Source organism: Paraburkholderia sp. IMGN_8, assembly GCF_038050405.1.
In the GTDB taxonomy this organism is placed as follows: Bacteria; Pseudomonadota; Gammaproteobacteria; order Burkholderiales; family Burkholderiaceae; genus Paraburkholderia.
The window spans coordinates 3,471,249-3,491,750 of record NZ_CP150901.1 but is presented as its reverse complement, the minus strand read 5'-3'; the positions used below and the strand labels follow the sequence as shown (position 1 = coordinate 3,491,750).

Annotated in this window: 19 protein-coding genes and 3 pseudogenes; 11 read left to right on the top strand and 11 right to left on the bottom strand. The window is 60.0% G+C overall.

Annotation, left to right across the window (positions count from 1 at the left end):
• Positions 1–9: 9 nt before the first annotated feature.
• From WN982_RS36815 to WN982_RS36795, 5 genes and pseudogenes are all read right to left on the bottom strand, one after another.
• Positions 10–246 (bottom strand): annotated as a pseudogene (locus WN982_RS36815) (Tn3 family transposase); the annotation flags it as partial.
• A gap of 106 nt (positions 247–352) precedes the next feature.
• Positions 353–826 (bottom strand): hypothetical protein, encoded by a 474-nt coding sequence (locus WN982_RS36810; protein WP_341316894.1) that lies wholly within the window; start codon positions 824–826, stop codon positions 353–355.
• 807 nt (positions 827–1,633) lie between these two features.
• A complete protein-coding gene (locus tag WN982_RS36805) occupies positions 1,634–1,939 on the bottom strand; it encodes a cytochrome c (RefSeq protein WP_341316893.1) in 306 nt (101 codons plus the stop codon).
• A complete protein-coding gene (locus WN982_RS36800) occupies positions 1,936–3,189 on the bottom strand; it encodes a molybdopterin-dependent oxidoreductase (RefSeq protein WP_341316892.1) in 1,254 nt (417 codons plus the stop codon). Before WN982_RS36800 ends, WN982_RS36805 begins: the two co-directional genes overlap by 4 nt.
• Positions 3,190–3,608: 419 nt before the next feature.
• On the bottom strand, positions 3,609–4,166 hold the full coding sequence (locus WN982_RS36795; RefSeq protein ID WP_341316891.1) for a hypothetical protein: 558 nt from the start codon (positions 4,164–4,166) through the stop codon (positions 3,609–3,611).
• Between the two features lie 463 nt (positions 4,167–4,629).
• On the opposite strand from WN982_RS36795, the gene WN982_RS36790 reads away from it, so the two are divergent.
• The 6 genes and pseudogenes from WN982_RS36790 to WN982_RS36765 form a co-directional block, all read left to right on the top strand.
• Complete coding sequence (locus WN982_RS36790; RefSeq protein WP_341316890.1) at positions 4,630–4,845, top strand: hypothetical protein; 216 nt, start codon at positions 4,630–4,632, stop codon at positions 4,843–4,845.
• A gap of 435 nt (positions 4,846–5,280) precedes the next feature.
• Complete coding sequence (locus WN982_RS36785) at positions 5,281–5,757, top strand: hypothetical protein (RefSeq protein WP_341316889.1); 477 nt, start codon at positions 5,281–5,283, stop codon at positions 5,755–5,757.
• Positions 5,758–5,897: 140 nt separating this feature from the next.
• Positions 5,898–6,275, top strand: a complete 378-nt coding sequence (locus WN982_RS36780; RefSeq protein WP_341316888.1) for a hypothetical protein — start codon at positions 5,898–5,900, stop codon at positions 6,273–6,275.
• A 66-nt stretch (positions 6,276–6,341) separates the two neighbouring features.
• Positions 6,342–6,743, top strand: a complete 402-nt coding sequence (locus tag WN982_RS36775) for a hypothetical protein (RefSeq protein WP_341316887.1) — start codon at positions 6,342–6,344, stop codon at positions 6,741–6,743.
• A 162-nt stretch (positions 6,744–6,905) separates the two neighbouring features.
• Positions 6,906–7,289 (top strand): annotated as a pseudogene (locus WN982_RS36770) (integrase core domain-containing protein); the annotation flags it as partial.
• 48 nt (positions 7,290–7,337) lie between these two features.
• A pseudogene (locus WN982_RS36765) lies at positions 7,338–7,569 on the top strand (carbohydrate ABC transporter permease); the annotation flags it as partial.
• A gap of 9 nt (positions 7,570–7,578) precedes the next feature.
• Here the strand turns inward: WN982_RS36765 and WN982_RS36760 are convergent.
• The 4 genes from WN982_RS36760 to WN982_RS36745 all read right to left on the bottom strand — a co-directional run bounded on the left by WN982_RS36760 (position 7,579) and on the right by WN982_RS36745 (position 12,279).
• Entirely contained in the window at positions 7,579–8,646 is a 1,068-nt protein-coding gene (locus WN982_RS36760; protein ID WP_341316886.1) for an SGNH/GDSL hydrolase family protein, read from the bottom strand.
• A gap of 519 nt (positions 8,647–9,165) precedes the next feature.
• Positions 9,166–10,017 (bottom strand): carbohydrate ABC transporter permease, encoded by an 852-nt coding sequence (locus tag WN982_RS36755; protein ID WP_341316885.1) that lies wholly within the window; start codon positions 10,015–10,017, stop codon positions 9,166–9,168.
• Positions 10,014–10,913, bottom strand: a complete 900-nt coding sequence (locus tag WN982_RS36750; RefSeq protein WP_341316884.1) for a sugar ABC transporter permease — start codon at positions 10,911–10,913, stop codon at positions 10,014–10,016. Before WN982_RS36750 ends, WN982_RS36755 begins: the two co-directional genes overlap by 4 nt.
• Before the next feature lie 133 nt (positions 10,914–11,046).
• Entirely contained in the window at positions 11,047–12,279 is a 1,233-nt protein-coding gene (locus tag WN982_RS36745) for a sugar ABC transporter substrate-binding protein (RefSeq protein WP_341316883.1), read from the bottom strand.
• Between the two features lie 435 nt (positions 12,280–12,714).
• On the opposite strand from WN982_RS36745, the gene WN982_RS36740 reads away from it, so the two are divergent.
• From WN982_RS36740 to WN982_RS36730, 3 genes are all read left to right on the top strand, one after another.
• The gene (locus WN982_RS36740; RefSeq protein WP_341316882.1) at positions 12,715–13,488 is read left to right on the top strand and encodes an SDR family oxidoreductase; all 774 of its coding nucleotides are present in this window, start codon (positions 12,715–12,717) and stop codon (positions 13,486–13,488) included.
• Between the two features lie 88 nt (positions 13,489–13,576).
• Positions 13,577–14,659, top strand: coding sequence for a sn-glycerol-3-phosphate ABC transporter ATP-binding protein UgpC (gene ugpC, locus WN982_RS36735; RefSeq protein ID WP_341316881.1), 1,083 nt, complete (start codon positions 13,577–13,579; stop codon positions 14,657–14,659).
• A 75-nt stretch (positions 14,660–14,734) separates the two neighbouring features.
• Positions 14,735–15,598, top strand: coding sequence for a MurR/RpiR family transcriptional regulator (locus tag WN982_RS36730; RefSeq protein ID WP_341316880.1), 864 nt, complete (start codon positions 14,735–14,737; stop codon positions 15,596–15,598).
• Positions 15,599–15,752: 154 nt separating this feature from the next.
• Here the strand turns inward: WN982_RS36730 and WN982_RS36725 are convergent, their stop codons facing one another.
• Both WN982_RS36725 and WN982_RS36720 read right to left on the bottom strand, forming a co-directional pair.
• A complete protein-coding gene (locus WN982_RS36725) occupies positions 15,753–16,628 on the bottom strand; it encodes an IclR family transcriptional regulator (protein WP_341316879.1) in 876 nt (291 codons plus the stop codon).
• Positions 16,625–17,464, bottom strand: coding sequence for an IclR family transcriptional regulator C-terminal domain-containing protein (locus WN982_RS36720; protein ID WP_341319547.1), 840 nt, complete (start codon positions 17,462–17,464; stop codon positions 16,625–16,627). The genes WN982_RS36725 and WN982_RS36720 overlap by 4 nt, the downstream gene beginning before the upstream one ends.
• Positions 17,465–17,766: 302 nt before the next feature.
• Between WN982_RS36720 and WN982_RS36715 the strand changes: the two genes are divergently transcribed.
• Positions 17,767–18,726, top strand: a complete 960-nt coding sequence (locus WN982_RS36715; RefSeq protein ID WP_341316878.1) for an MBL fold metallo-hydrolase — start codon at positions 17,767–17,769, stop codon at positions 18,724–18,726.
• Positions 18,727–18,771: 45 nt separating this feature from the next.
• Positions 18,772–20,490, top strand: a complete 1,719-nt coding sequence (locus tag WN982_RS36710; RefSeq protein WP_341316877.1) for an FAD-dependent oxidoreductase — start codon at positions 18,772–18,774, stop codon at positions 20,488–20,490.
• Positions 20,491–20,502 lie beyond the last annotated feature (12 nt).

The following is a 20,502-nucleotide window of genomic DNA, read 5'->3' as shown; positions in this document are numbered from 1 at the left end:
GCCGGACTATCCCTTCTGCTGCAGGTCCTTCAGTTTGCGCGACATCCACTGCACGTTGTAGAGAATCACCATGTTTGCGACGAGGTGGTTGTACTTGATCACCTTGCGCTGCTCGTGGCGGACGTTTTCCGCGATCACGCCTTCGCCGCCGAACATCAGCCATTCGGGATAGTGCCGTCCAATCAGATCCCAGTCAATCGCCTTGCGGCACAGGCTGTCGATATGCTTGTACTTGCGACGCCGGTTCGTCGCCACTGCGGGGAGGGGGCGGTGCAGTGGCCGCCTCCAGTAGCGGCTGCTCCGCGCTCTGCTCGGTCGTTTGTTGACGCGGCAGGTTGGCCGCATCGAACGGTTAGTGCTTAGCGGGAACCGGATGCTGCGTAGTGTCTGCTTCTACGCTCGTCGCGGCCTTGGCTAACGCTCGTTTGCGCGGGCCGGGCTTCGTGGCTGCCGGTGTTTCCGTCGTCGCTATTTGTGATGCCTCTGCAAGAAGGCGCGCAGCACGGTTCGCGGTGATGCGGCTTTGAGGGATGCCCTTCGCATCGAGTGCGATCACCTGGTACAGTTCACGGTCACACTCGAGCTCCTGCTGATATTGCTCCGCCGTGTCGACAAGCAATTCAAGCATGGTCTGCTGACGCCGTCTTTCGTCGCTCGTGATAGCAGGATTCCTACACATTGAGGACGCAAGTGTGATCAGCGTGTTGAGTTGGCTCAAGTGCCGGTTGCATAGATCGAAGGAGGAGAGCGCAAGCTTTTCGTACTGGAGCGCGTCGACAGGCGGGCGTGAAGCGGGTTGTGATTGTTTTGTGGGTTTGCTGCTCATAGTGCGACCTCCCTGGTACATCTCGGATCGCCCGACACTCGCTTGGGTAGTGGGTGAGCGGGCACGTAGCGGGATTGGAAGACCGGCGCTGAACCAAACCGGCGAGCCTTGCGGCTCCCCCACCACGGCCCGCCCATTGAAAAGCAACAGACGTGCAGAGGTAGACGCACGACCCGCCTGAGCGGGTGTGCGGGTTCAGCTAGCAGGCTTCCAAACCTGACCGCCGGGTGTTTCCCGATGGCTTATTGATTATAAATCAGGGCAGCTACCTAGCGCTCAAACAAGCGCGCTAAATGTTTGCGTTTGGCTAATTGGATAAGGCTTCGACGGAGGTTGGCGTGTTGTCGCGAATTCGGAGGCCGCAGAGGGGGCACGCGGTTAGTCGTCTCTACGTCGACAGTCAGCACGCAGGCGTATATGGGCTTCGTCAGTGTCGGAACTGCGCCGTCGATGGCGGTTCATCGGCCTTAACAGACATTGGATCTGCTTGGGTTCTACGTCAGCAATGGCGTGGATTGCTGACGTTTCCGGCATTGAGCAGGCGGACGGCAAGCTTCCTGCATCGGCGAACTCACACTCCCGACCCGATGTTGACATTCAGGTCGTCGAAACGACAAGGGCCGTTTTTAAAGTCCAACGGTCATTCGCTTACGCTGAGTCGCCTGCAGCTTGTCGGCCGTATCGGCCGCTCGCAGTGGAACAACCACGAAATCGAGACAGAAGCCGGGCCCATTCTCTCCATGGGCAATGACTTTTCCTCGCCCTCATCTGCCAGCGACTGTGCCAATCGGTGGTTGGTATCGCAGACTACTTGTCGGTGGACTTGCCGTAGTTCTGAACGAGGTAGTTCACGATGATCTCCACGTCTTCTTTAGGAATCGGCGCACCAAATACGTTGATCATCTTGGCAACTGACGCGTTCCAGCCGGCCTTGTTCAGAAAGGGCGAGTTCATCTGGATATAGTCGAGGCTGTGGCAGGCGGCACACTGCATCGCCTTGTCTTTGCCCGGTCCTTCTTTCAACATGACCTCCGATTCCTGCGCCGCTGCGGCATCGATAAGAATGAGCACAAGGGCCAATGCGGTGGCAACCATTTGCGTGAGCGTGTTCATACTACCTCCACGTACATGCGCTGGATCACGTTGTGGTGATAGCCTGCAGGATTGTGAATGAGTCGCTCGACCTGTGTTTCCCCCGAGCGGCTGGTGGCGCGCGCCATTACCACCATCGAACCGCGCTCGCCCGCCGGCACGGCGAGCGTGAATTCGCGGAACGAGAAGCGGCCAAGGTCGCGACCGAGTTCTGCTTTCTGCCAGCTCGCGCCAAAATCGATCGACACCTCGACGCTTTCGATGCCTGCACCGCCATCCCACGCAATGCCTTTCAGTTCGATCGGCTTGCCGTGCGGAATCTGCTGCCCGCTCTTTAACGAAGTGATCAGCGAGTTCACTACCATGGTAGTGATCGGCTCGTTCGCACTCGCCACCTGCGATTTGAAACCCGGCGTTTTGAACTTGCCGCGTGGCAGTCGGTACGCGGTGCTCATCCAGAAGTTCTGCTCGGGCTTGGACACCACCCTGACGCTGTTCAATTGTTTGACCCAGTACGTAGCGGTCCAGCCCGGCACGACGAGGCGCGCGGGAAAGCCGTTCCAGTGTGGTAGCGGCTTGCCGTTCATTTCGAACGCGACCAGGGTGTTCTCGTCGAGCGCAACTTCCACCGGCAGCGATTTGACGAAGGCGGGCGTCTTCTCAATCACGGCATGATCTGCTGCGCCGAACACCACTTCGAGTGCATCGCTCTCTACACCTACCTTGGCAAGGATGTCCTTCAGGCGCACACCGCGCCAGACCGCATTGCCCATCGCGCCTACGCCCCACTGCACACCGGCAACGTGCGGCTCGAACAGGCCGCGGCGGTTGCCCGAGCACTGGCATACCGCTGTAATCTCGGCCGGCTCGAAACCCTTCCTCAGTTGATTCAACGTGAATTCCAGCTCGCGTCCGGCACTTTCGCCGCCGACACTGAGCCTCCAATCGGCCGCTCGCACCTCCGCAATCCCGGCCAAGTGATAGCGCACGAAGAACGCGTTGTTCGGTGTAATCGGTGTGCGGAAATACTCAATCGGTGTTTCGAAGTTGGGCGGCCGATAAGTCTTCTTGATCAGCGGCACCTTGCCTGGCAGCGCGTACAGATGCTGTTCGGCAAGCGCACCATCGGGAATCTCGGCGAAACCCAATGCAGCCGAGCTGCCCACTTCGGCAGCCAAAATCTGCAGCGGTCTGAGCACCGCGAGGGAGCCCGCTCCGGCAGCACCCACCAGTAATTTGCGGCGCAATCCACTGTTAACGGACTTTTTCATAGAAGCGCTCCGCAGGCTGATAACCGGAGCTTACTTCACGCCGGTGGACAGGCAAACTAGGGTTTTCGGTGGACCGTTAGCTATGGTGTGCAACTCGCTGCGAGACAGTTCGATTGCATTCGCTATGGGCCAACTCCTAAATAATCGGTGATCGATTGCGGGGCTGCTGCGGCGGCGATGCGACGTGCGGCGCCGGACCGAAGATGACCGTTGTCTGGCTGTAGGCGACGCTCGACCGACCGCATTGAGACGCAAGTCACTGGCCGCAACTGGCCGGCAGTACGCGTTCACCAACCCCGCCGGAAAGCGGACGTTGAAGACTCCAACGTCCGCTCTGTAGAACGTTCACCGAACTGGCGCTCTCGGCCAGTAAGGGACGTACAACATTGCCACCTGGATCGTTGACAAACTACAATCGTTCAGCCACGGCGAACCCAATATCGCACACCAAGTAACACTATCAGCGGCGCAACAAAGGAAGCCGTCAGCGTGATTTTGCGAATGAGTACGGGACCATACCCTTCTCGTCGACGATCTATCGCCATAGGCTTCTTGCCAATCGCGTTTAACCTTTCGGCGATCAGCGCCAGATTCGACAGAAAGCGGTGGCCGCCGGTCGCGTCAGCATCTACGACGCCGGAGCTGACGCGCACCGATACAACGTTTCCTGACCACTCGACGCTACAGCGGAAACTCGACAGCAATAGACTCAGCGCAACGCGAAGGCTGTCATCGGCACTTATGAACTCACTTGCTGATGTCGCACCCGGTCCGTAGACGAACACCCCTTGAGCGATCTCAAAACGCGGTGGGGAACGGAACACCAGTGCCAGCAATGATTGACGACGCGACGTGAAACCAATATCGACGGCACGATCTACTTTGCAAACCATCGAAATTGTCGATAGACCCCGGAACCGAACAATCTCGGCTCCGTAATTTTTGGCAAGAACATCAAACGGCAGAATCGGAGTCATTTTATTCGTTAGATGAACGCTGACCGCACGACTATACGCCGGACGGCCGATCTGCAAAAAGTTATGCCCAATTCGGCAGGAGCGTCTGTATCAGCGAGCTAGGCAGTGTCGCTACGTCCGCTTTCTGCAAGCGCGACCGGCTCCTGTGGGTCGTCAAGCGTCTATCGCGGAGCTTTCCCTTTGGAGCGCAACGGACAGCCTTTAACGTAACTGAGATAACGAGAGATGTTGAATCGTCGAGAACTGGATTTGCGAATACATTCTCCTCGACAGTTGACCGACGTTCGTCGCAGGCATGCGGCAGCAGATCAATTTAACTACCGGGTTGCGTACGGAATCGCGAAACGAGCACGGACAAGCGAGGCGGGAATGCCTCCGGCGGGGACATTGCGGAAAGGACTCAGCGAACCGCCCGCTGCCCTTCCGGACTGCTAGACTGGAAGCTGCAACCCATGGAGGAGGCATGATGTCCATCTACGTGGTGAAGACCGGTGAGCAGTTCCTCGCCACCGGCGAGGACGGCGACGTCGGCATGGCACCGGCGATTGAAAATGCCATGTCCTTTCTTTCGTATGAGGAAGCGGAAAAAGCGGCGAACGAGCACGCCGACCCCGGATACGAAATCTTGGCCGTCTGCGTTACCAGACTGACGCGCAGTCCGTTGCTTGGCGCTCAGTGAGGGAGGCCGCTAGCAATTTCGCTGGCGCCATGCGATATGGTCCTCCTGTTGGCTGCGTCCGAAATCATCCGCGAATCGGCTGCATCGCGCATCGAGATTCGCACGAGGCGGTCAACGTGCGCGTTGACCGCCTTCATCACGGGCTCATGGCAGCGAACGACGAACCGTCTTCTACGAACGCTCCCAGGAGTGCGGCAAGCCCTCCATAACTTGCGGTACAGAGTGCGGCGCATGGAGACCCGTCACCCTTGTTATTCACCCAACACCCCACCGCCGTTTCCGTGGCGTGATGAATACCGCCACTTGGCGGCCGCCACGGTCTCGCGCGCCTCGTGGGCACGGCGCTGTTTTGTCTCATTGCGGCCAAAAGAGGTCAGTCGACATCGGTAGAAAGATCGTCGACAATCGCTACGCTTTTCCTTGCCGGAGGCTGATTTGAGACGAACAGGCAGTCGCTCGGGGTATCTGATCGTTGAATGGAACAAGGGAGACGACGCGCAAATAGATGAGCTAACTCAGCGTTGGCCGCAACTCGTTCTGAGACGTTTCGTTGCCATCGCGAGCTGCGATAGTGGTCCATATAAACCGACCGAGGCGGAATTTGCTGCCGGATGGACGCAGGCCGGCACGCTTGCTGTAAGCCCCCGGATCAGCGCCGTATCACAACTCCCTTCTCTAGGCTTTGACGAGTGGTATGTCAATGGCAGCAACACTCGCTTGTCGCCGCATGAAAACTTCGTCAATCGCTTCCAATTCAGTACGCTTGCCAGGAAGGATGAATTCACGGAGAAGTTCTGGAAGCAGGTAGTTGAGTTGCAACCCTTACATGTGCTGGGCGCGGGTTTGCCTTCGCTCTTTTTAGTCACGCGCGATGAAGTGATTTTCATGGCAATAACACGGGCTGAAAGTTAGAAGTAAAGACGGCCTGATCGGCGGACGGGGCACGGCCAGAAGCGGCCGTTTAGCTGCGTCAGCAAAATCGGAATGCGCACCTGAGAATTCCGAGGTAGCCTTTCTCTTGTGTATTTGATTGGCTGTTAGCGGAGGCTGCGATGTATAGAAGTACCGATATCAATAATTTTCGCCCGCCATCGGCGGTCGAAAGAGAACTGATCTCCGAATTGACCGCTGCCGAGTTCCCCGGGCGAGCGGAAGTGATCAAGCAACTTCAGCAGTGTGTCGTGCGACTTATCGATGAGGACGGCAGTCTTGAAATTGGTGTTCCGCACGCAATGGCGGCACCAGTGTTGCATCGTGTTCCAACTGAGTTATATGGCCCTGATGTTGATGGAGTTCAAATCAGCGTCCTCCTGCATGTCGTTGATGGCGTTTGCCGCGAAATCGAGATCTACAAGGTAGACGGAACCACTATCCAACGAATGCCAGCAATTTGGCATCGATTCATCCCTGGACCGGACGAAACGGAATGAATTTAGGCAACCTTCCTTACCAGGTTTATACCGATCGGGAGCGTGCGCTAATTACGGGTCAGTGCTATGACGGAAACCATTTCTGACGAAGAAAGCTTCGAATACTCGCTGCGTAATTTCTTGCAGTGGCTCGAAGTCGTGATGATGGAACCAGTCGAACTTTGCAACACATGGGGTAACTACAATGTTGCGTGGGAGCTTATTTCGGACTTAAATGCCGACGGTAATGTAGTGCTCAAGGCGGGCTGTAGTTATCTGAGCGAAGAGCAAAAACGAGAGGTTAGTGCGTTTTTAGACAACCTCAACAACATTCCAAAATCGCTACTCGTTTCGGCAACAACCATTTCGGCGAACCAAGACGCAATGAGCCATCCGTGTTGGGTGCCATACCGAAAAACCGCTTGGATGCTGCTGCAAGTGCTTGAGTCCGCCGCGGCAAGAAATAGGGCATATTTTTCTAACCTATGAACCGAGCATCGCAATCCATCAGAACAGTTGCAAGTGGCGCTTCGCGCCGCTCGTAGCCGCCGCGAAAATTTCGACATCGAATGGCTGCTCTCGTGCAGAGCATCTGTCCGGTTTGGGTCGTGATCTGCCCTTCCGCTGCGGTCCCGAGTGCGCATCGCATTTCATTTGGACCAGGGAAGTCAATATACGAGCTTTGCCTTCGGCAAGCGCTGCGAACACATGGGCGTCCGTCGGTCGATGGGCAGCGTGGGCGACGCCTACGACAATGTAATGGCGGAGAGTTTCTTTGCCAGCCTGGAGCGCGAACTGATCGACCGCGAGAGCTTCAGGAGCAAGGCCGATGCGCGCATGGCCGTGTTCAGTTGGCTCGAAGGCTGGTACAACCCAAGACGTCGACACAGCGCACTCGGCCAGCGCTCACCCGTCCAATTCGAGAAAGAAGAAAATCAGGAAATCAATAACCGCCGCCCTGAGCACGGATTACCCCCCGCCCGCGTCTGCGTGGCATGCGCCACGCCGGCCGGGGATAACCCTGCGCAGTCATGAGACTGGAATTCCAGTCTTCAAGCTGTCCACGGAGCCGAGGTAAGCCCAATCCTAGTCTTTACGTTCGTGTGGAACGACTATTTCTGGGCGCTTTGTCTCACCACGGGAGACGAGGCGGCGCACTACCGTGGGTGTCGCCGCGCTCAAACGCCAGTGGGTGACGGCGTGGAACCTCGTCTCAGCGGCATCGATACTGGCGGCGCTGCCGCCGGTCATGACGTTCTTCGCCATGCAGCGGCACTTCGTTGCCGGGCTGACGTTCGGGGCAACGAAGGGCTAGGGCGATAACCTATTCGTGCAGCCACGTGTCGATCTGGACCACGACGTAGTCCGCTATGAGTTTTTGCAGGTGAGTCGTCGGATGATAGGCGTCGGCGAACATGTAGATCTTGTCAGCATAAGGGGAGACATACGTCGAGCGCGAGCAGAAGAGCGCGCTGGTGTCATCGGCTTGAAATGCCGGGGGCAGGTTTGTCGGCGCGCATGCTACGTTGGTGCCGATGCTGCCGTCGAAGCGAAAACCAAGTTGGCGATAGTTCTTTGATACTTCATCAATGAACGTGAACGCGTCGATCCGCAGCACGGCCGGCGATGAAGGGAGCGCGTCATCCAGCGCGGTGTTGAATACCTGCGCCAGACGCCGAAGCACTTTTGCGGAGCCCGGCAGTTGCTGCTCGAGAAGGCTCGCGATCGGCGCCTTGCTGATATCCGGTACGTTTTGTACAACGATATGTGTGGCGCCGTGTTGTTGCACATTGTGCACCAATCCCGCAAATTGTTGCGCTGCCTGTCTCAGTGAAGGTAGCACTGCCAGCAAAGAGGCGCCCGGATCGCCGCCGTTCGCAACCATTCCCGCCCATGCGCCATAGGCATCCTGAACGTCATTGGCTCCGCCTTGCATCAGTACGAGTTGCTGGCCGGTGAAGCGTGTATGCGACTGAAGATAGGCGGCCACCTGTGAGGTCAGTGGAGTCTGTAACTCGCCGGTGTCGCCCGTTGCGTCGCCGGGGTTCGGCGGCCCGGCGACTCGGGCGCCCCCTTGGGCGTAGCAAAATCCTTCCGGATGAACGACGCTCGGTTGCCCGAAGCCGCCCGTCAACGCGGGCGTGAGGCCCGACCCATAATGTTCCGCGATAACCTGTACGGAGATAGCGCCCGGATTAGTGGTGTAGGTGCCGCCGCCGAATTGTCGGGCGTACGCGTAGGTGCCAACGTCCGAAAGACTGTCCCCGAACGAGACGACCTGCATGAGGCTTCGTTGCGGATCGGCAGAGTCGGCCGATGCGTTCGATGAATGGGACAAACCGATGACACTGCATGTCAGCGCAAGGAACACGAAACGACGGACTGTCTGCATGGGGCGCTCCGGGGTAGTGTGGTGTATCGAAGAATAACCTTGTTGCGCGGTAAGCACTACCTCGATGCTTGATCGTTGCACGGGGGAACTGTGGGCAGCAAACGTTTGCGGCGACGACAGTGCGTGTTCGAAGAGTTCGTAACCGGCACGGACACAGCTAGGTATCCTACAAATCATTCACGGTAGGGTCGCACTCGGTCGGGTACGAGTGACCGTTGAACATTGGAAGCCGCCGCTGAGATCGCGCTGGGTTGACGGGCCGAAGTGGGTCGGGAGTGTGAGTTCGCTGATGCACGAAGCGGCCGTCGGCCTGCTCGATGCCGCCACCGTCAGCAATCCGCCACATTGCTGACGTAGAACCCAGCCCGTCTCAATGTCGGCAATGGCCAAATATCAGCCGTTTGCAAACCTCGACTGGAACTACTTGACAAGCTATGTCACGGATAACGCCGGACTGCGGAGCGTGTTCGCCAGAATGGTTTCGCGGTGGCAGGCCAACTCCGGTCGCGCCTCTCCCCCCTACTTCACCGCCCCCAAAGCCAACCCCTTCACCAGGAACCTCTGCAACCACGCAAACACAATCGAAACCGGCAACGTCGCACAGAGGGTAGCGGCCATCACCAGATGCCACTCGACGACGTACTTCCCGGCGACCATGTCAGTCACTTGAACGGTCAAAGTCTTATTCTCCGGCGACCGAATCAACGTATAGACCACCGCAAACTCATTCCACGCATTAATAAAAGTAAAGATCGCGGTAACAACAATCGCAGGCACGGCCAACGGCAAGAACACCTTAAAAACGGCCCTGGTCCTCCCACACCCCTCAAGCCAGGCCGACTCTTCAAGATCCCTTGGCACAGTCTGAAAGTACGAAGACAACATCCAAACCGCGAACGCGATATTAAAAGCCGCATAAGAAACGATGACCCCGATCCTGGAGTCAACCAGATTCCCATCCCCATAAGGGATCATCGCGGCCAACCTGAACAAGCCAACAACCAGCAAAATCGGCGACAACATCTGCGTCACCAGCAGAAACTGCGAATACAACCCCTTCCCGCGAAACGGAAACCTCGCCAACGTATAAGCTGCCGGCAAGCTCACAGCCAACGCCAACGCGGTCGACAGGAAGCTGATCACGCAGCTATTCCTCAGCGCCACGCCAAAATTAGCCGCAACCCACATATCGACAAAATTGCTCCATTGCCAATGCACCGGCAACCACCGTGCCGGATACACAAATACTTCAGAAGCCGGCTTCAACGCAGTAAACAACATCACCGCAAATGGAAACAGCACCACCACAACCAGTGGCGACAGCGCGAGCCAGCACCACAGCGTGCGCTTCATCTTGACGCTGAGACTCATGACGGCTCTCCTTCTTTCGCGGGCTGCAGGCGCAGATAGGCGATCGAGAAAACAAACAGCATGACGAGCATGATCAGCGACACCGCCGCGGCTTCGCCGGGACGTCCCAGGCGGAAACCAAGCTCATAAAGATACGTGACGAGAATATGCGTACCGTTGTCGGGGCCGCCTTGCGTCATCACCCAGATGATCGGGAACGAGTTGAACACATAGATCACGTTCAGCAGAATCGCCATGTTGACGAACGGCCGCATCAGCGGCAGTGTCAGTTTGCGAAACTGCTGCCAGGCGCTGGCGCCGTCCATGCGCGCAGCTTCGTAGATATCGCCCGGTATCGACGACAAACCGCCAAGCAGAATCGTCACCGTAAAAGGAATCGACACAAGAATGCCGACCGCGATCTCCACCGGAAACGCGAGCTCCGGCGTAGCAAGCCAATGAATCGGACCGCTGATGAATCCGAGCCGCTGCAACGAGACGTTGACCATGCCGTAGTCATCGTTGAAGGCCCAGCGCCACACCACGGCAGTCATCGTCAACGAGACGGACCACGGCAACATCACAATCGTGCGCGCCACGCCGCGTCCATAGAAATCCTGATTGAGCACAAGCGCAACCGGCACCGAAATCAGCACCGTGCCGCCCACTACGCACACGGTCCAGACAATTGTCCGTTTGGCGGCGGCGAGAAACGCGGGGTCGGTGAAAATCGTAGTGAAATTCTGCAGACCGGTGAAATCGCGAATCGCGCCGAAGCGCGACACCTCGTGCAGCGATTGCCACACGATGTTGAAAATCGGATAGCTGATGATGAATAGCGCCAACACCAGGCTCGGCGCAATCAGCAACCAGGGCGCTTGCAGGCGCGAAGAAACGGAGGAAACGGAACGGCTCATGCGTGCTCGATCGTAAGACGCGCCAGCATAAAAGCTGGCGCGACGGGATGGGCCGGATAGTGCATTACGACCGAAACGCGCGCCGCCTTCGCAACGGCAGCGCGCGTTCCGTGTTCAGCGAACCACTACGAGATCAATGACCGAGCGACTTGTTCGCTTGCGCCGCCGCTGTAGTCAACGCGTCGGCGGGTTTCGCCTTGCCCAGATAGATCGACTGCATCGCATCGGACACGGCCTTCGCGGTGTCTTCCCAACCGGTCACGGTCGGCGCGAAGTGGGCCGTCGGCAGCAGTGCGACGAAGGCCTTGGTGTCCGGATCGTTGAACGCCGGATCGGTCGCCTCAGCCTTGGTGGTCGGCAGGAAGCCTTCGGTCGTCGTGAACTCGACACGCGGTTCCTTGGTGAACAGGTAGTCGAGGAACTTCCATGCCGACTTCTTCACCTTCGAGTTCTTGAACATCACGATCGAGTCCGTCACCGCATAGGTGGCGTGCGTCGTGCCCATCGGGATCGGATCGATGCCGTACTTCAGGTTGGGTGCCTCTTTCTTGATCTGCTTGGCGAGGAAGGGCGCGGAGATCATCATCGCGACGCGGCCCTGCTTGAACAGATTCTGCACGTCTTCACGGCTGAAGCCGGTGACGCCCGGTTGCGTCAGCCCCTGGTCGATCATGGTCTTGTACAGCGTGGCCGCCTTGATGCCGGCCGGCGAATTGAACGCGGCCTTGCCGTCCTTGCCGACCACGTCGCCGCCGTTGGTCCACAGGGCGTAGTAATAGTAGACGTCGGTTTCGATTTCCTTGCCTTGCAGACCGAAGCCGGCAACGCCCTGCGCCTTCAGCTTCTTCGACGCCTCGATCACGTCGTTCCAGGTTTTCGGGCCGTCGGGATAACCGACCTTCGCGAGGAGGTCCTTGTTGTAGTAGAGCGCGCGCGCGGACGCTGCGATCGGCAGGCCGTACACCTTGCCGTTGATCTCGCCCGGTGCGAGGAAGGGGCCGATGAAGCGGCCCTTGAAGCTCGGGTCCATGTAGCTGTCGAGCGGCTCGGCGACGTCGTCCTTCACGAAGTCGAGCAGCCAGCGCGTGCCGACGATCGCCAGGTCGGCGTTCGCGCCGCCGGAAATGTCCGTTTGCAGCTTTTGTTGCAGCGTGTCCCAGTTCACGTCTTCGATCTTGATGGTCGTGCCGGGATTGGCCTTCTCGAAGTTGCGGGCCATCTTTTCGAAGTACGGCGCGGTGGCATCGCTGTAATGCGCGACGGTGACGCGGACCGTGTCGGCGTGAGCCGCGACGGCGATACCTGCAAACGCGAGCGCCACGGCAACTTTGCCGAGCGCGAGGGAAGCACGGGCATGCAACGACATTTCTCTCTCCTGTGTCGATCGGAGTTTGCGCTTTAGCGCTTACTCCGGGCCCATCCAACGGTGTCGATCGGAGTTTGCGCTTTAGCTGTCGACCAGAGTTAGCGCTTTAGCGCTTACTTTGGTCCCATGCAAAGCACTTACTCCGGTCCCATCCAACGATGGTGGGGGGTGGTCTGCTGCCGTCGCCGGCCGCTTGGGGTTGAATTGTTTGAAAAAATCCTACATGACGAAAAATAGCTTGTCACGTAGGGTCTGCCATATTTTTTCTTAGCCAGTTTTGTGCATAAGATGCTGTAAAGCAGGAGTATTTTGTGCACCGCGAAGAAACGGACACCCAATCTTCGGGATGGTTAGACAACTGTGTCGGCAACGGGTTTGTAGGAAATTTACACGGTGGGCCGGCTGCGGCAACCAGTTTCAGGAACGAGGGCGGATATGAATCGTGTGGTGTTGGTAACCGGCGCCTGCGGGGGAATCGGCAGTGTGTTGTGCAAGCGCTTCGTGGAGCAGGGCGATACGGTGCTGGCGCTCGATATCGATGCGAACGCGCTTGGCGCGCTCAGCGCCCAGCTAGGCGAGGCGCACGTCACGCCGATTGCGGTCGACCTCGGCGACGCTGCCGCGGTCCAGCAAGCAGTGGCCGATGCGGTCAAGACGCGCGGTCCGGTAGATGTGCTGGTCGCGAACGCGGGCGCAGCTGAAGGCCTGACGCTTGCCACGACGGACGCCGCCAGCTGGCAACGCGACGTCCATCTGAATCTGAACGGCACGTATCACACGGTGGAAGCGGTGCGCACGTCGATGATCGAACGGCAAAAGGGCGCGCTGGTGCTGATCGGCTCTGTGAACGGCATGGCCGCGCTCGGTCATCCGGCGTACAGCGCGGCGAAGGCCGGCCTCATCAGCTACACCAAAGCGCTGGCGCTCGAACTCGGCCGCTATGGCATTCGCGCGAACATCGTCTGTCCGGGCACCGTGAAGACGCAGGCGTGGCAGGCGCGGGTCGACAAAAATCCGCAGGTCTTCGAGGATCTGAAGAAGTGGTATCCGTTGTGCGACTTCGCCACGCCCGACGACATCGCCGACGCGGTGCTGTTTCTCGCGTCGCCGATGGCGCGCGTGATTACCGGCGTCGCGCTGCCGGTCGACGGCGGCTTGATGGCAGGCAACCGCCTGATGGCCGAAGAACTGACGCTCGAACCGCTTTGAACCGCTTTGAACAGATGAACGCGGCGCGTGCTTTGCGTCAATGAAACGCGACAACGAGGCCGCACCACAGCACGACTATGAGGACAGCATGGCAGCAGTGCAACTGAGCGGCATCTTCAAACGCTACGGCGACACGCAGGTGGTGCACGGCATCGATCTGCACATCGACGACGGCGAGTTCGTCGTGCTGGTCGGCCCGTCGGGTTGTGGCAAGAGCACGCTGATGCGAATGGTGGCGGGTCTCGAAGAGATCAGTGGCGGCGATCTGATGATCGGCGGCACGCGTGCGAATAGCCTTGCGCCGCAGCAGCGCAATATCTCGATGGTGTTCCAGAGCTACGCGCTCTATCCGCATCTGTCCGTCTACGAAAACATCGCGTTCGGGCCGCGGATTCGCAAGGAGTCGTCCGCGAGCTTCAAGCCGCGGATCGAAGCCGCCGCGAAGATGCTGAATCTCGGCGGCTATCTGGATCGTTTGCCGCGTGCGCTGTCCGGCGGTCAGCGGCAGCGCGTGGCGATGGGCCGCGCGGTGGTGCGCGAGCCGTCGCTGTTCCTGTTCGACGAACCGCTGTCGAATCTCGACGCGAAGCTGCGCGTGCAAATGCGCACGGAAATCAAGGCGCTGCATCAGCGTCTGAAGAATACGGTGATCTACGTCACGCATGATCAGATCGAAGCGATGACGATGGCCGACCGCATCGTCGTGATGAATGCGGGGCGTATCGAACAGATCGGCCGGCCACTGGAACTGTACGACCATCCTGCGAATCTGTTCGTCGCCAGTTTCCTCGGCTCGCCGTCGATGAATTTCGCCGAGGGCGTGCTGGTGAACCGAACGCAGGGGCAAGGCCTCGCGTTGAAACTCGACGACGGTGGCGAGATTGTTCTGGAGGGCGCGCCGGCTTCGGCAACTGTCGGCGCAAAGGTCACGCTCGGCGTGCGGCCCGAACACATCGAGACGTTAGCGCAGACGCCGGACGCCACGATGGAAGTCGAAGTGGTCGAGCCGACTGGCGCGGAGACCCATTTGTACGGGAAAATAGGCGGCAGCACGTGGTGCGTGACGACCCGCCAGCGCTCGAAAATCGAGCCGGGTCAGCGCGTGACGCTGCGCCTGCCGGCCGAACATATTCATCTGTTCGATACGGAGAGTGGACGCAGGCTTGTCTGAACCGCGTGTTGCCCGACTGAAGCTGATTGAAGCTGCGACGCGACGCGGATTCATTTAACCCTTAAGGAACACCGGGTGTCCGCACCGAACTTGATTCCCCACATCCGCGGCGCACTGGCCAATTTGCGGCCCGCCGAGCGCAAGGTCGCCGACATGGTGCTGAGCGACGTCGACTTCGCCATGCGCGCGAGCATCACCGAGCTTGCGCAGCGCGCGGATGTGTCCGAACCTTCCGTTACGCGCTTTTGCCGCGCGATCGGCGCGCATGGGCTGCGCGACTTCAAGATGCAACTGGCGCAGAGCGTGGCGGGCGGTTTGCCGTACGCATCCACTGCGGTTGCGCGCGACGACGATGTGCAGACGCTGATGGACAAGGTGGGTGAGGCTGCGGTCGATGGCATTACGCATGCGTGTGGTGCGTTGGATCCGGCGGTGTTCGAGAGTGCAATTGCGGCGCTGGCCGGCGCAGGTCGGGTTTTCTTCTTTGGCGTGGGCTCGGGGTCGGGACTCGTTGCGCAAGATGCGGCGCTGCGGTTTTTGCGGCTTGATATTTCGGCCACTGCATTTACCGATGGTCATCTGCAACGTCTTTACGCGGGCCTTATGGAGCCGGGTGATGTGGCGTTTGCGATTTCGCATTCGGGACGCAGCGTCGAAGTGAATGAAAGCATTCAGATCGCCAAGGAGCGTGGCGCGACTACGATTGCGCTGACTAATGTCGGCTCGCGATTAGCGTGGTTGGTCGATATTCCGCTGCTGCTGCGCGTGCCGAGTCCAATTGATCCGAATACGCCGGGCGTGTCGCGGCTCGTGCATCTGTGCATCATGGATGCGCTGGCGATCGGCGTCGCATTGAAGGCGAGGCCCAAGACGCTTGAAAAGATGCGGCACGCGAAAGCGCGGTTGTCGTCGCATGAGCCGGAGGCGGCGGGGGATTAGCGGCTGGCGTGAATTGCGAACGGACACAGGAGGTCGTGGGGATTGACTGGTGCGGTGGCGCTGCGATTTCGATTGCTCGGCTCCTAAAACGATTACAAATCGGCAGTTTTTCGAAAAAACGATTACTACGCAGTTACGGCGAAGGCTCATTAGTTCAGCCTTCGCTCTTCACCGCCATCCATCCAAACCGCCGCGACAACCTCAGGGTGGCCGCGCGCAAAGTCTGCGCCGGCCCACCCGCCAGTTCGCTATCGAAGCTGCCGGTCGGCCCCATTACCGCGAGGACCAGACAGATACTGCCGGTATGGTCCAGCACCGGCGCAGCCAGAGTGTTGATGCCCGGCACCGGCCGGCTCAATGCAGTATCGATGCCGTCCGCGCGGATTTGCGCGAGGCGCTGAGCGTAGTGTTTGGCCAACTGTGGCGACGCTGCTTCTTTACCGCCCGCCGCCGCTGTTACCGTCGTGAAAATCTCCGTCGCATCGGCCCCCGCCAACCGCAAATGATCCTGCGCCAGCAAGCCATTCCGCACGTCGTCCGCGACGTAAGCGGCGAACACGCGGCCGATGGCGGTATTGACGAGCGACATCACCGTGCCGACCCGCAAGCTCACATGCAGCGGCCGCGCCGATTCTTCCAGACGCACGACGGTCGGCCCTAGCGGCCCGAGCACCGCCATCGCGACGCTCATTCCCGTCGATGCAGCCAGTTCGACCACTTCCGGTTCGGCTTCGCGCGTCGGCGATAAGCGTTGCAAGCCGATCAAGCCAAGCTCCAGCGCGAGCGGACCGGCTTCGAAACAACCCGACGCGTCACGATTGAGCAAACCGATCTTCAGCAGGCTGACCAGATGCGGAAAGGCCTTGGCCGGCGGCATGCCCGCGGCGGCCGCCAGATCGCGCAATGTCAATGGCCTGGCCGCCGCGACCAGCGCGGCGAGCAACTCGCCGGTGCTGTCGAGCGACTGGATGCCGCGCTGCGGTTTCGCATCGGCGGCGACGGCGTTAGAGGTGTCGAGAGAGTCGGTCACGATGCGGAAGAAGCGAGCAGGGAAGGCGCCGCGGCAAGTTCGGCGCTAATGTCTCGAGCCGCGGCGAGCAGCGCGCGGGCGATCGGGCCGTCGGCGGCCACGTCGATTGCACCGGTCGAGCCGATTACCGTCAGTGCGAGGCATAGGCGGCCGTCGGCATCGAGCACCGGCGCGCTCAGGCTGCTGATTCCCGGGCTCGGCACGTCGACGCTGCACTCGAGCCCGCGTGCGCGGATCCCGGCGAGCGCCGCTTCGAACGCGGCACGCTCGCCGGGGGGCGTCATCGGGCTATCGGCGGCGCCGGACTGGTTCGCCCACATGCCGTCCAGTGTGGCGCGCGGCAGAAAAGCGCAAAACACACGTCCAGTCGAGGTGGCCGGCAGCGACATCACCGTGCCCACATGCAGATTCACGTGCAACGGAAAGCCCGCGTGCTCATATCGAACGATGGTCGGCCCTTGCGGCCCGGCAATGCAGATTGCGACGCTGAAACCGATCGCTTCGGCCAGCGCGGCTACGCGCGGTACCGCGGCGCGGAACGCCGGCTGGTTTTCCAGATGCAGTAAGCCGAGCCGCAGCGACAGTGGGCCCGGTTCGTAGCGGCCCGAAAGCTCGTCGCGCTTGATCAGACCCAGCCGGCTCAGGCTCACCAAATAGGCATGCGCCTGTCCCGGCGCGATCTGCGCACTGACGGCGAGATCGGACAACGCCAGCGGCGTGCGCGCCTGCGCGAGCGCCAGCAGCACGCGGCCGCCCACTTCGACGCTCTGAATGCCGCGTTGGGTCTTGCCGCCATCCGCCGGTTCGCCGCCGGTGGTGGCTTTGGCTTTGCCCACGCCCGATTTCGCTGCTTTGCTCACACCCGTGCTCGTCCGTAAAAAGGGTCCATGTTAAACGAAGGCCCGCGAAGGCCCACGCCTTCATGCCATCATCTTAGGCGCTTTGAAATTTGCGTATAGCGATACATTTCGCTATTGACAAATAATCTGGCCCGGCCATAAGATGCATTCACCCCGACATACCGGTGCAGTCATAGAGTCAAAACGGGGCGAGACAAGCCTCCAATACAGTCAGCCTGCGCAGCAAGCGCGCGCAGCCGGCCGTCTCGCCTCACGTCCAACTTTTGAGGGAGACAAGCATGGCAAAGGCATTCGCATCCCAGGCCGACCTGGAAGTCAAAAAAGTCACGTGGACGCAGTTGTCCGAGAACGCCTATGCGTACACCGCTGAAGGCGATCCGAACTCGGGCGTGATCGTCGGCGACGACGGCGTGCTGATCGTCGACACCACCGCCACGCCGGCCATGGCGCAAGACCTCATCGCAAAGATTCGCAGCGTCACTGACAAGCCGATCAAATACGTCGTGCTGTCGCACTACCACGCGGTGCGCGTGCTCGGCGCGTCGGCATATTTCGCGGAAGGCGCGCAGCAGGTGATCGCGAGCCGCGGCACGTACGAGATGATCGTCGAGCGCGGCGAAGCGGACATGAAGTCGGAAATCGAACGCTTCCCGCGTCTGTTTGCCGGTGTCGAAACGGTGCCGGGCCTGACCTGGCCGACGCTCGTGTTCGAAAAGGAAATGACGCTGTTCCTCGGCAAGCTCGAAGTGCGCATCGCGCATCTGGGCGCGGGTCATACGAAGGGCGACACGGTGGTGTGGCTGCCGTCGCAGAAGGTGCTGTTCTCCGGCGACCTGGTCGAGTACGACGCGGCGTGTTATTGCGGCGACGCGCAACTCGAACAATGGCCGGCCACGCTCGAAGCGCTGCGCGCGCTGAACGCCGGGAAGCTCGTGCCGGGCCGCGGTCCTGCATTAACCACGCCGGAAGACGTCAACAAGGGCCTCGACTACACCAAGGACTTCGTCACCACGCTGCTGCAACAGGGCCGCGAAGCAGTCGAACAGAAGCTCGATCTGAAGGCCGCGATGGCGCACACGCGCAAGGCGATGGACCCGAAGTTCGGCCACGTGTTCATCTACGAGCACTGCCTGCCGTTCGACGTCTCGCGTGCGTTCGACGAAGCGAGCGGCATCACGCATCCGCGCATCTGGACCGCGCAGCGTGACAAGGAAATGTGGGACGCGCTGCAAGCCTGACAAGAAAAAAGCGTACAGCAGAGCAGAGATGGACGGAGACACAAGATGAGCATCAACTACCAGACGCTGTCGTTCGACTATAAGCCGTGCCGGGAACAGAGCGAACCAGGCGAACAAGGCGGCACGGAGCACGCGGCCTATCCCGTGATCGTGGTCGGCGCGGGCCCGGTGGGCCTCGCTGCCGCGATCGATATCGCGCAGCAGGGCGTGCCGGTCGTGCTGGTCGACGACGACTGTTCGTTGTCGACCGGTTCGCGGGCGATCTGTTTTTCGAAGCGCTCGCTCGATATCTTCGACCGGCTCGGCTGTGGGCAGCGGATGGTGGACAAGGGCATCAGCTGGAATGTCGGCAAGGTGTTCCTGAAAGATGAACTGGTGTACACGTTCAATCTGCAGCCGGAAGCGGGCCATCACCGGCCCGCGTTCATCAATCTGCAGCAGTACTACGTCGAAGGCTTTCTGCTGGAACGCGTGCAGGAAATGCCTGATCTCGAGATCCGCTGGAAGAGCAAAGTTGTCGGCGTGCAGCAGAACGGCGCGCCGGGCACCGAGGACGCAAGCGTCACGCTGACGGTGGATACGCCCAACGGTCCGTATCCGTTGCGCGGCCGTTATGTGGTGGCCGCCGACGGCTCGCGCAGTCCGATTCGCAATCTGATGGGACTCGACAGCAAGGGCGTCACGTTCAAAGACCGCTTCCTGATCGCCGACGTGAAAATGGAAGCGGACTTCCCGACCGAGCGCTGGTTCTGGTTCGATCCGCCGTTCCATCCGAATCAATCGGTGCTGTTGCATCGGCAGCCGGATAACGTGTGGCGGATCGATTTTCAGTTGGGCTGGGACGCCGATCCTGTGCTGGAAAAAACGCCGGAACGTGTGATTCCGCGCGTGCGCGCGTTGCTTGGGCCTGACGTGAAGTTCGAACTGGAATGGGTCAGCGTCTATACGTTTTCGTGTTTGCGGATGGATAGCTTCCGGCACGGCAACGTGCTGTTCGCGGGCGATTCGGCGCATGGCGTGTCGCCATTCGGCGCACGCGGCGCGAACAGCGGCGTGCAGGACGCCGAAAATCTCGCATGGAAACTGGCGATGGTGCTCGCAGGCAAAGCGTCCGACGCATTGCTCGATACCTACGCCAGCGAGCGCGAATTCGCCGCCGACGAAAACATCCGCAACTCCACGCGCTCGACCGATTTCATCACGCCGAAGAGCCCCGTGAGCCGCGTGTTCCGCGACGCTGTGCTGAAGCTCTCGCGCAAGCACGCGTTTGCACGGCAGTTGGCGAATAGCGGCCGCTTGTCGGTGCCGGCGGTGCTGCGTGATTCTCCGCTGAATACGGCGGACAGCGATCGCTTTGAAGGTCTGATGGTGCCGGGCGCGTCGTGCGTCGATGCGCCGGTACTGGCGGCCGGGCAACCGGCATGGCTGTTGCGGCAACTCGGCCAGCAATTCACCGGCGTGTTGTTCTGCGGCTCGCAAGGTGTGGATTCAGCGGCGCAGGCTGCGTTGGAAACATTGCGCGCCGGACCGATTCCGTTGAATCTCGTCGTAGTCACGAGTGGCGATGCGCGGGCCGCGGTGGCACAGGGCGCGAACGTCGTGCACGACGCCGAAGGCCTTGCAACGGCGCGTTACGACGCGACGCCCGGCACGTTCTATCTGATTCGTCCTGACCAGCATGTCTGCGCGCGTTGGCGGCAATTCGATGCGAGTGCCGTGGAAGGTGCATTGAAGCGGGCATTGTGCGTCGAAGGCACGGCGTGAACGTGCGGTCAG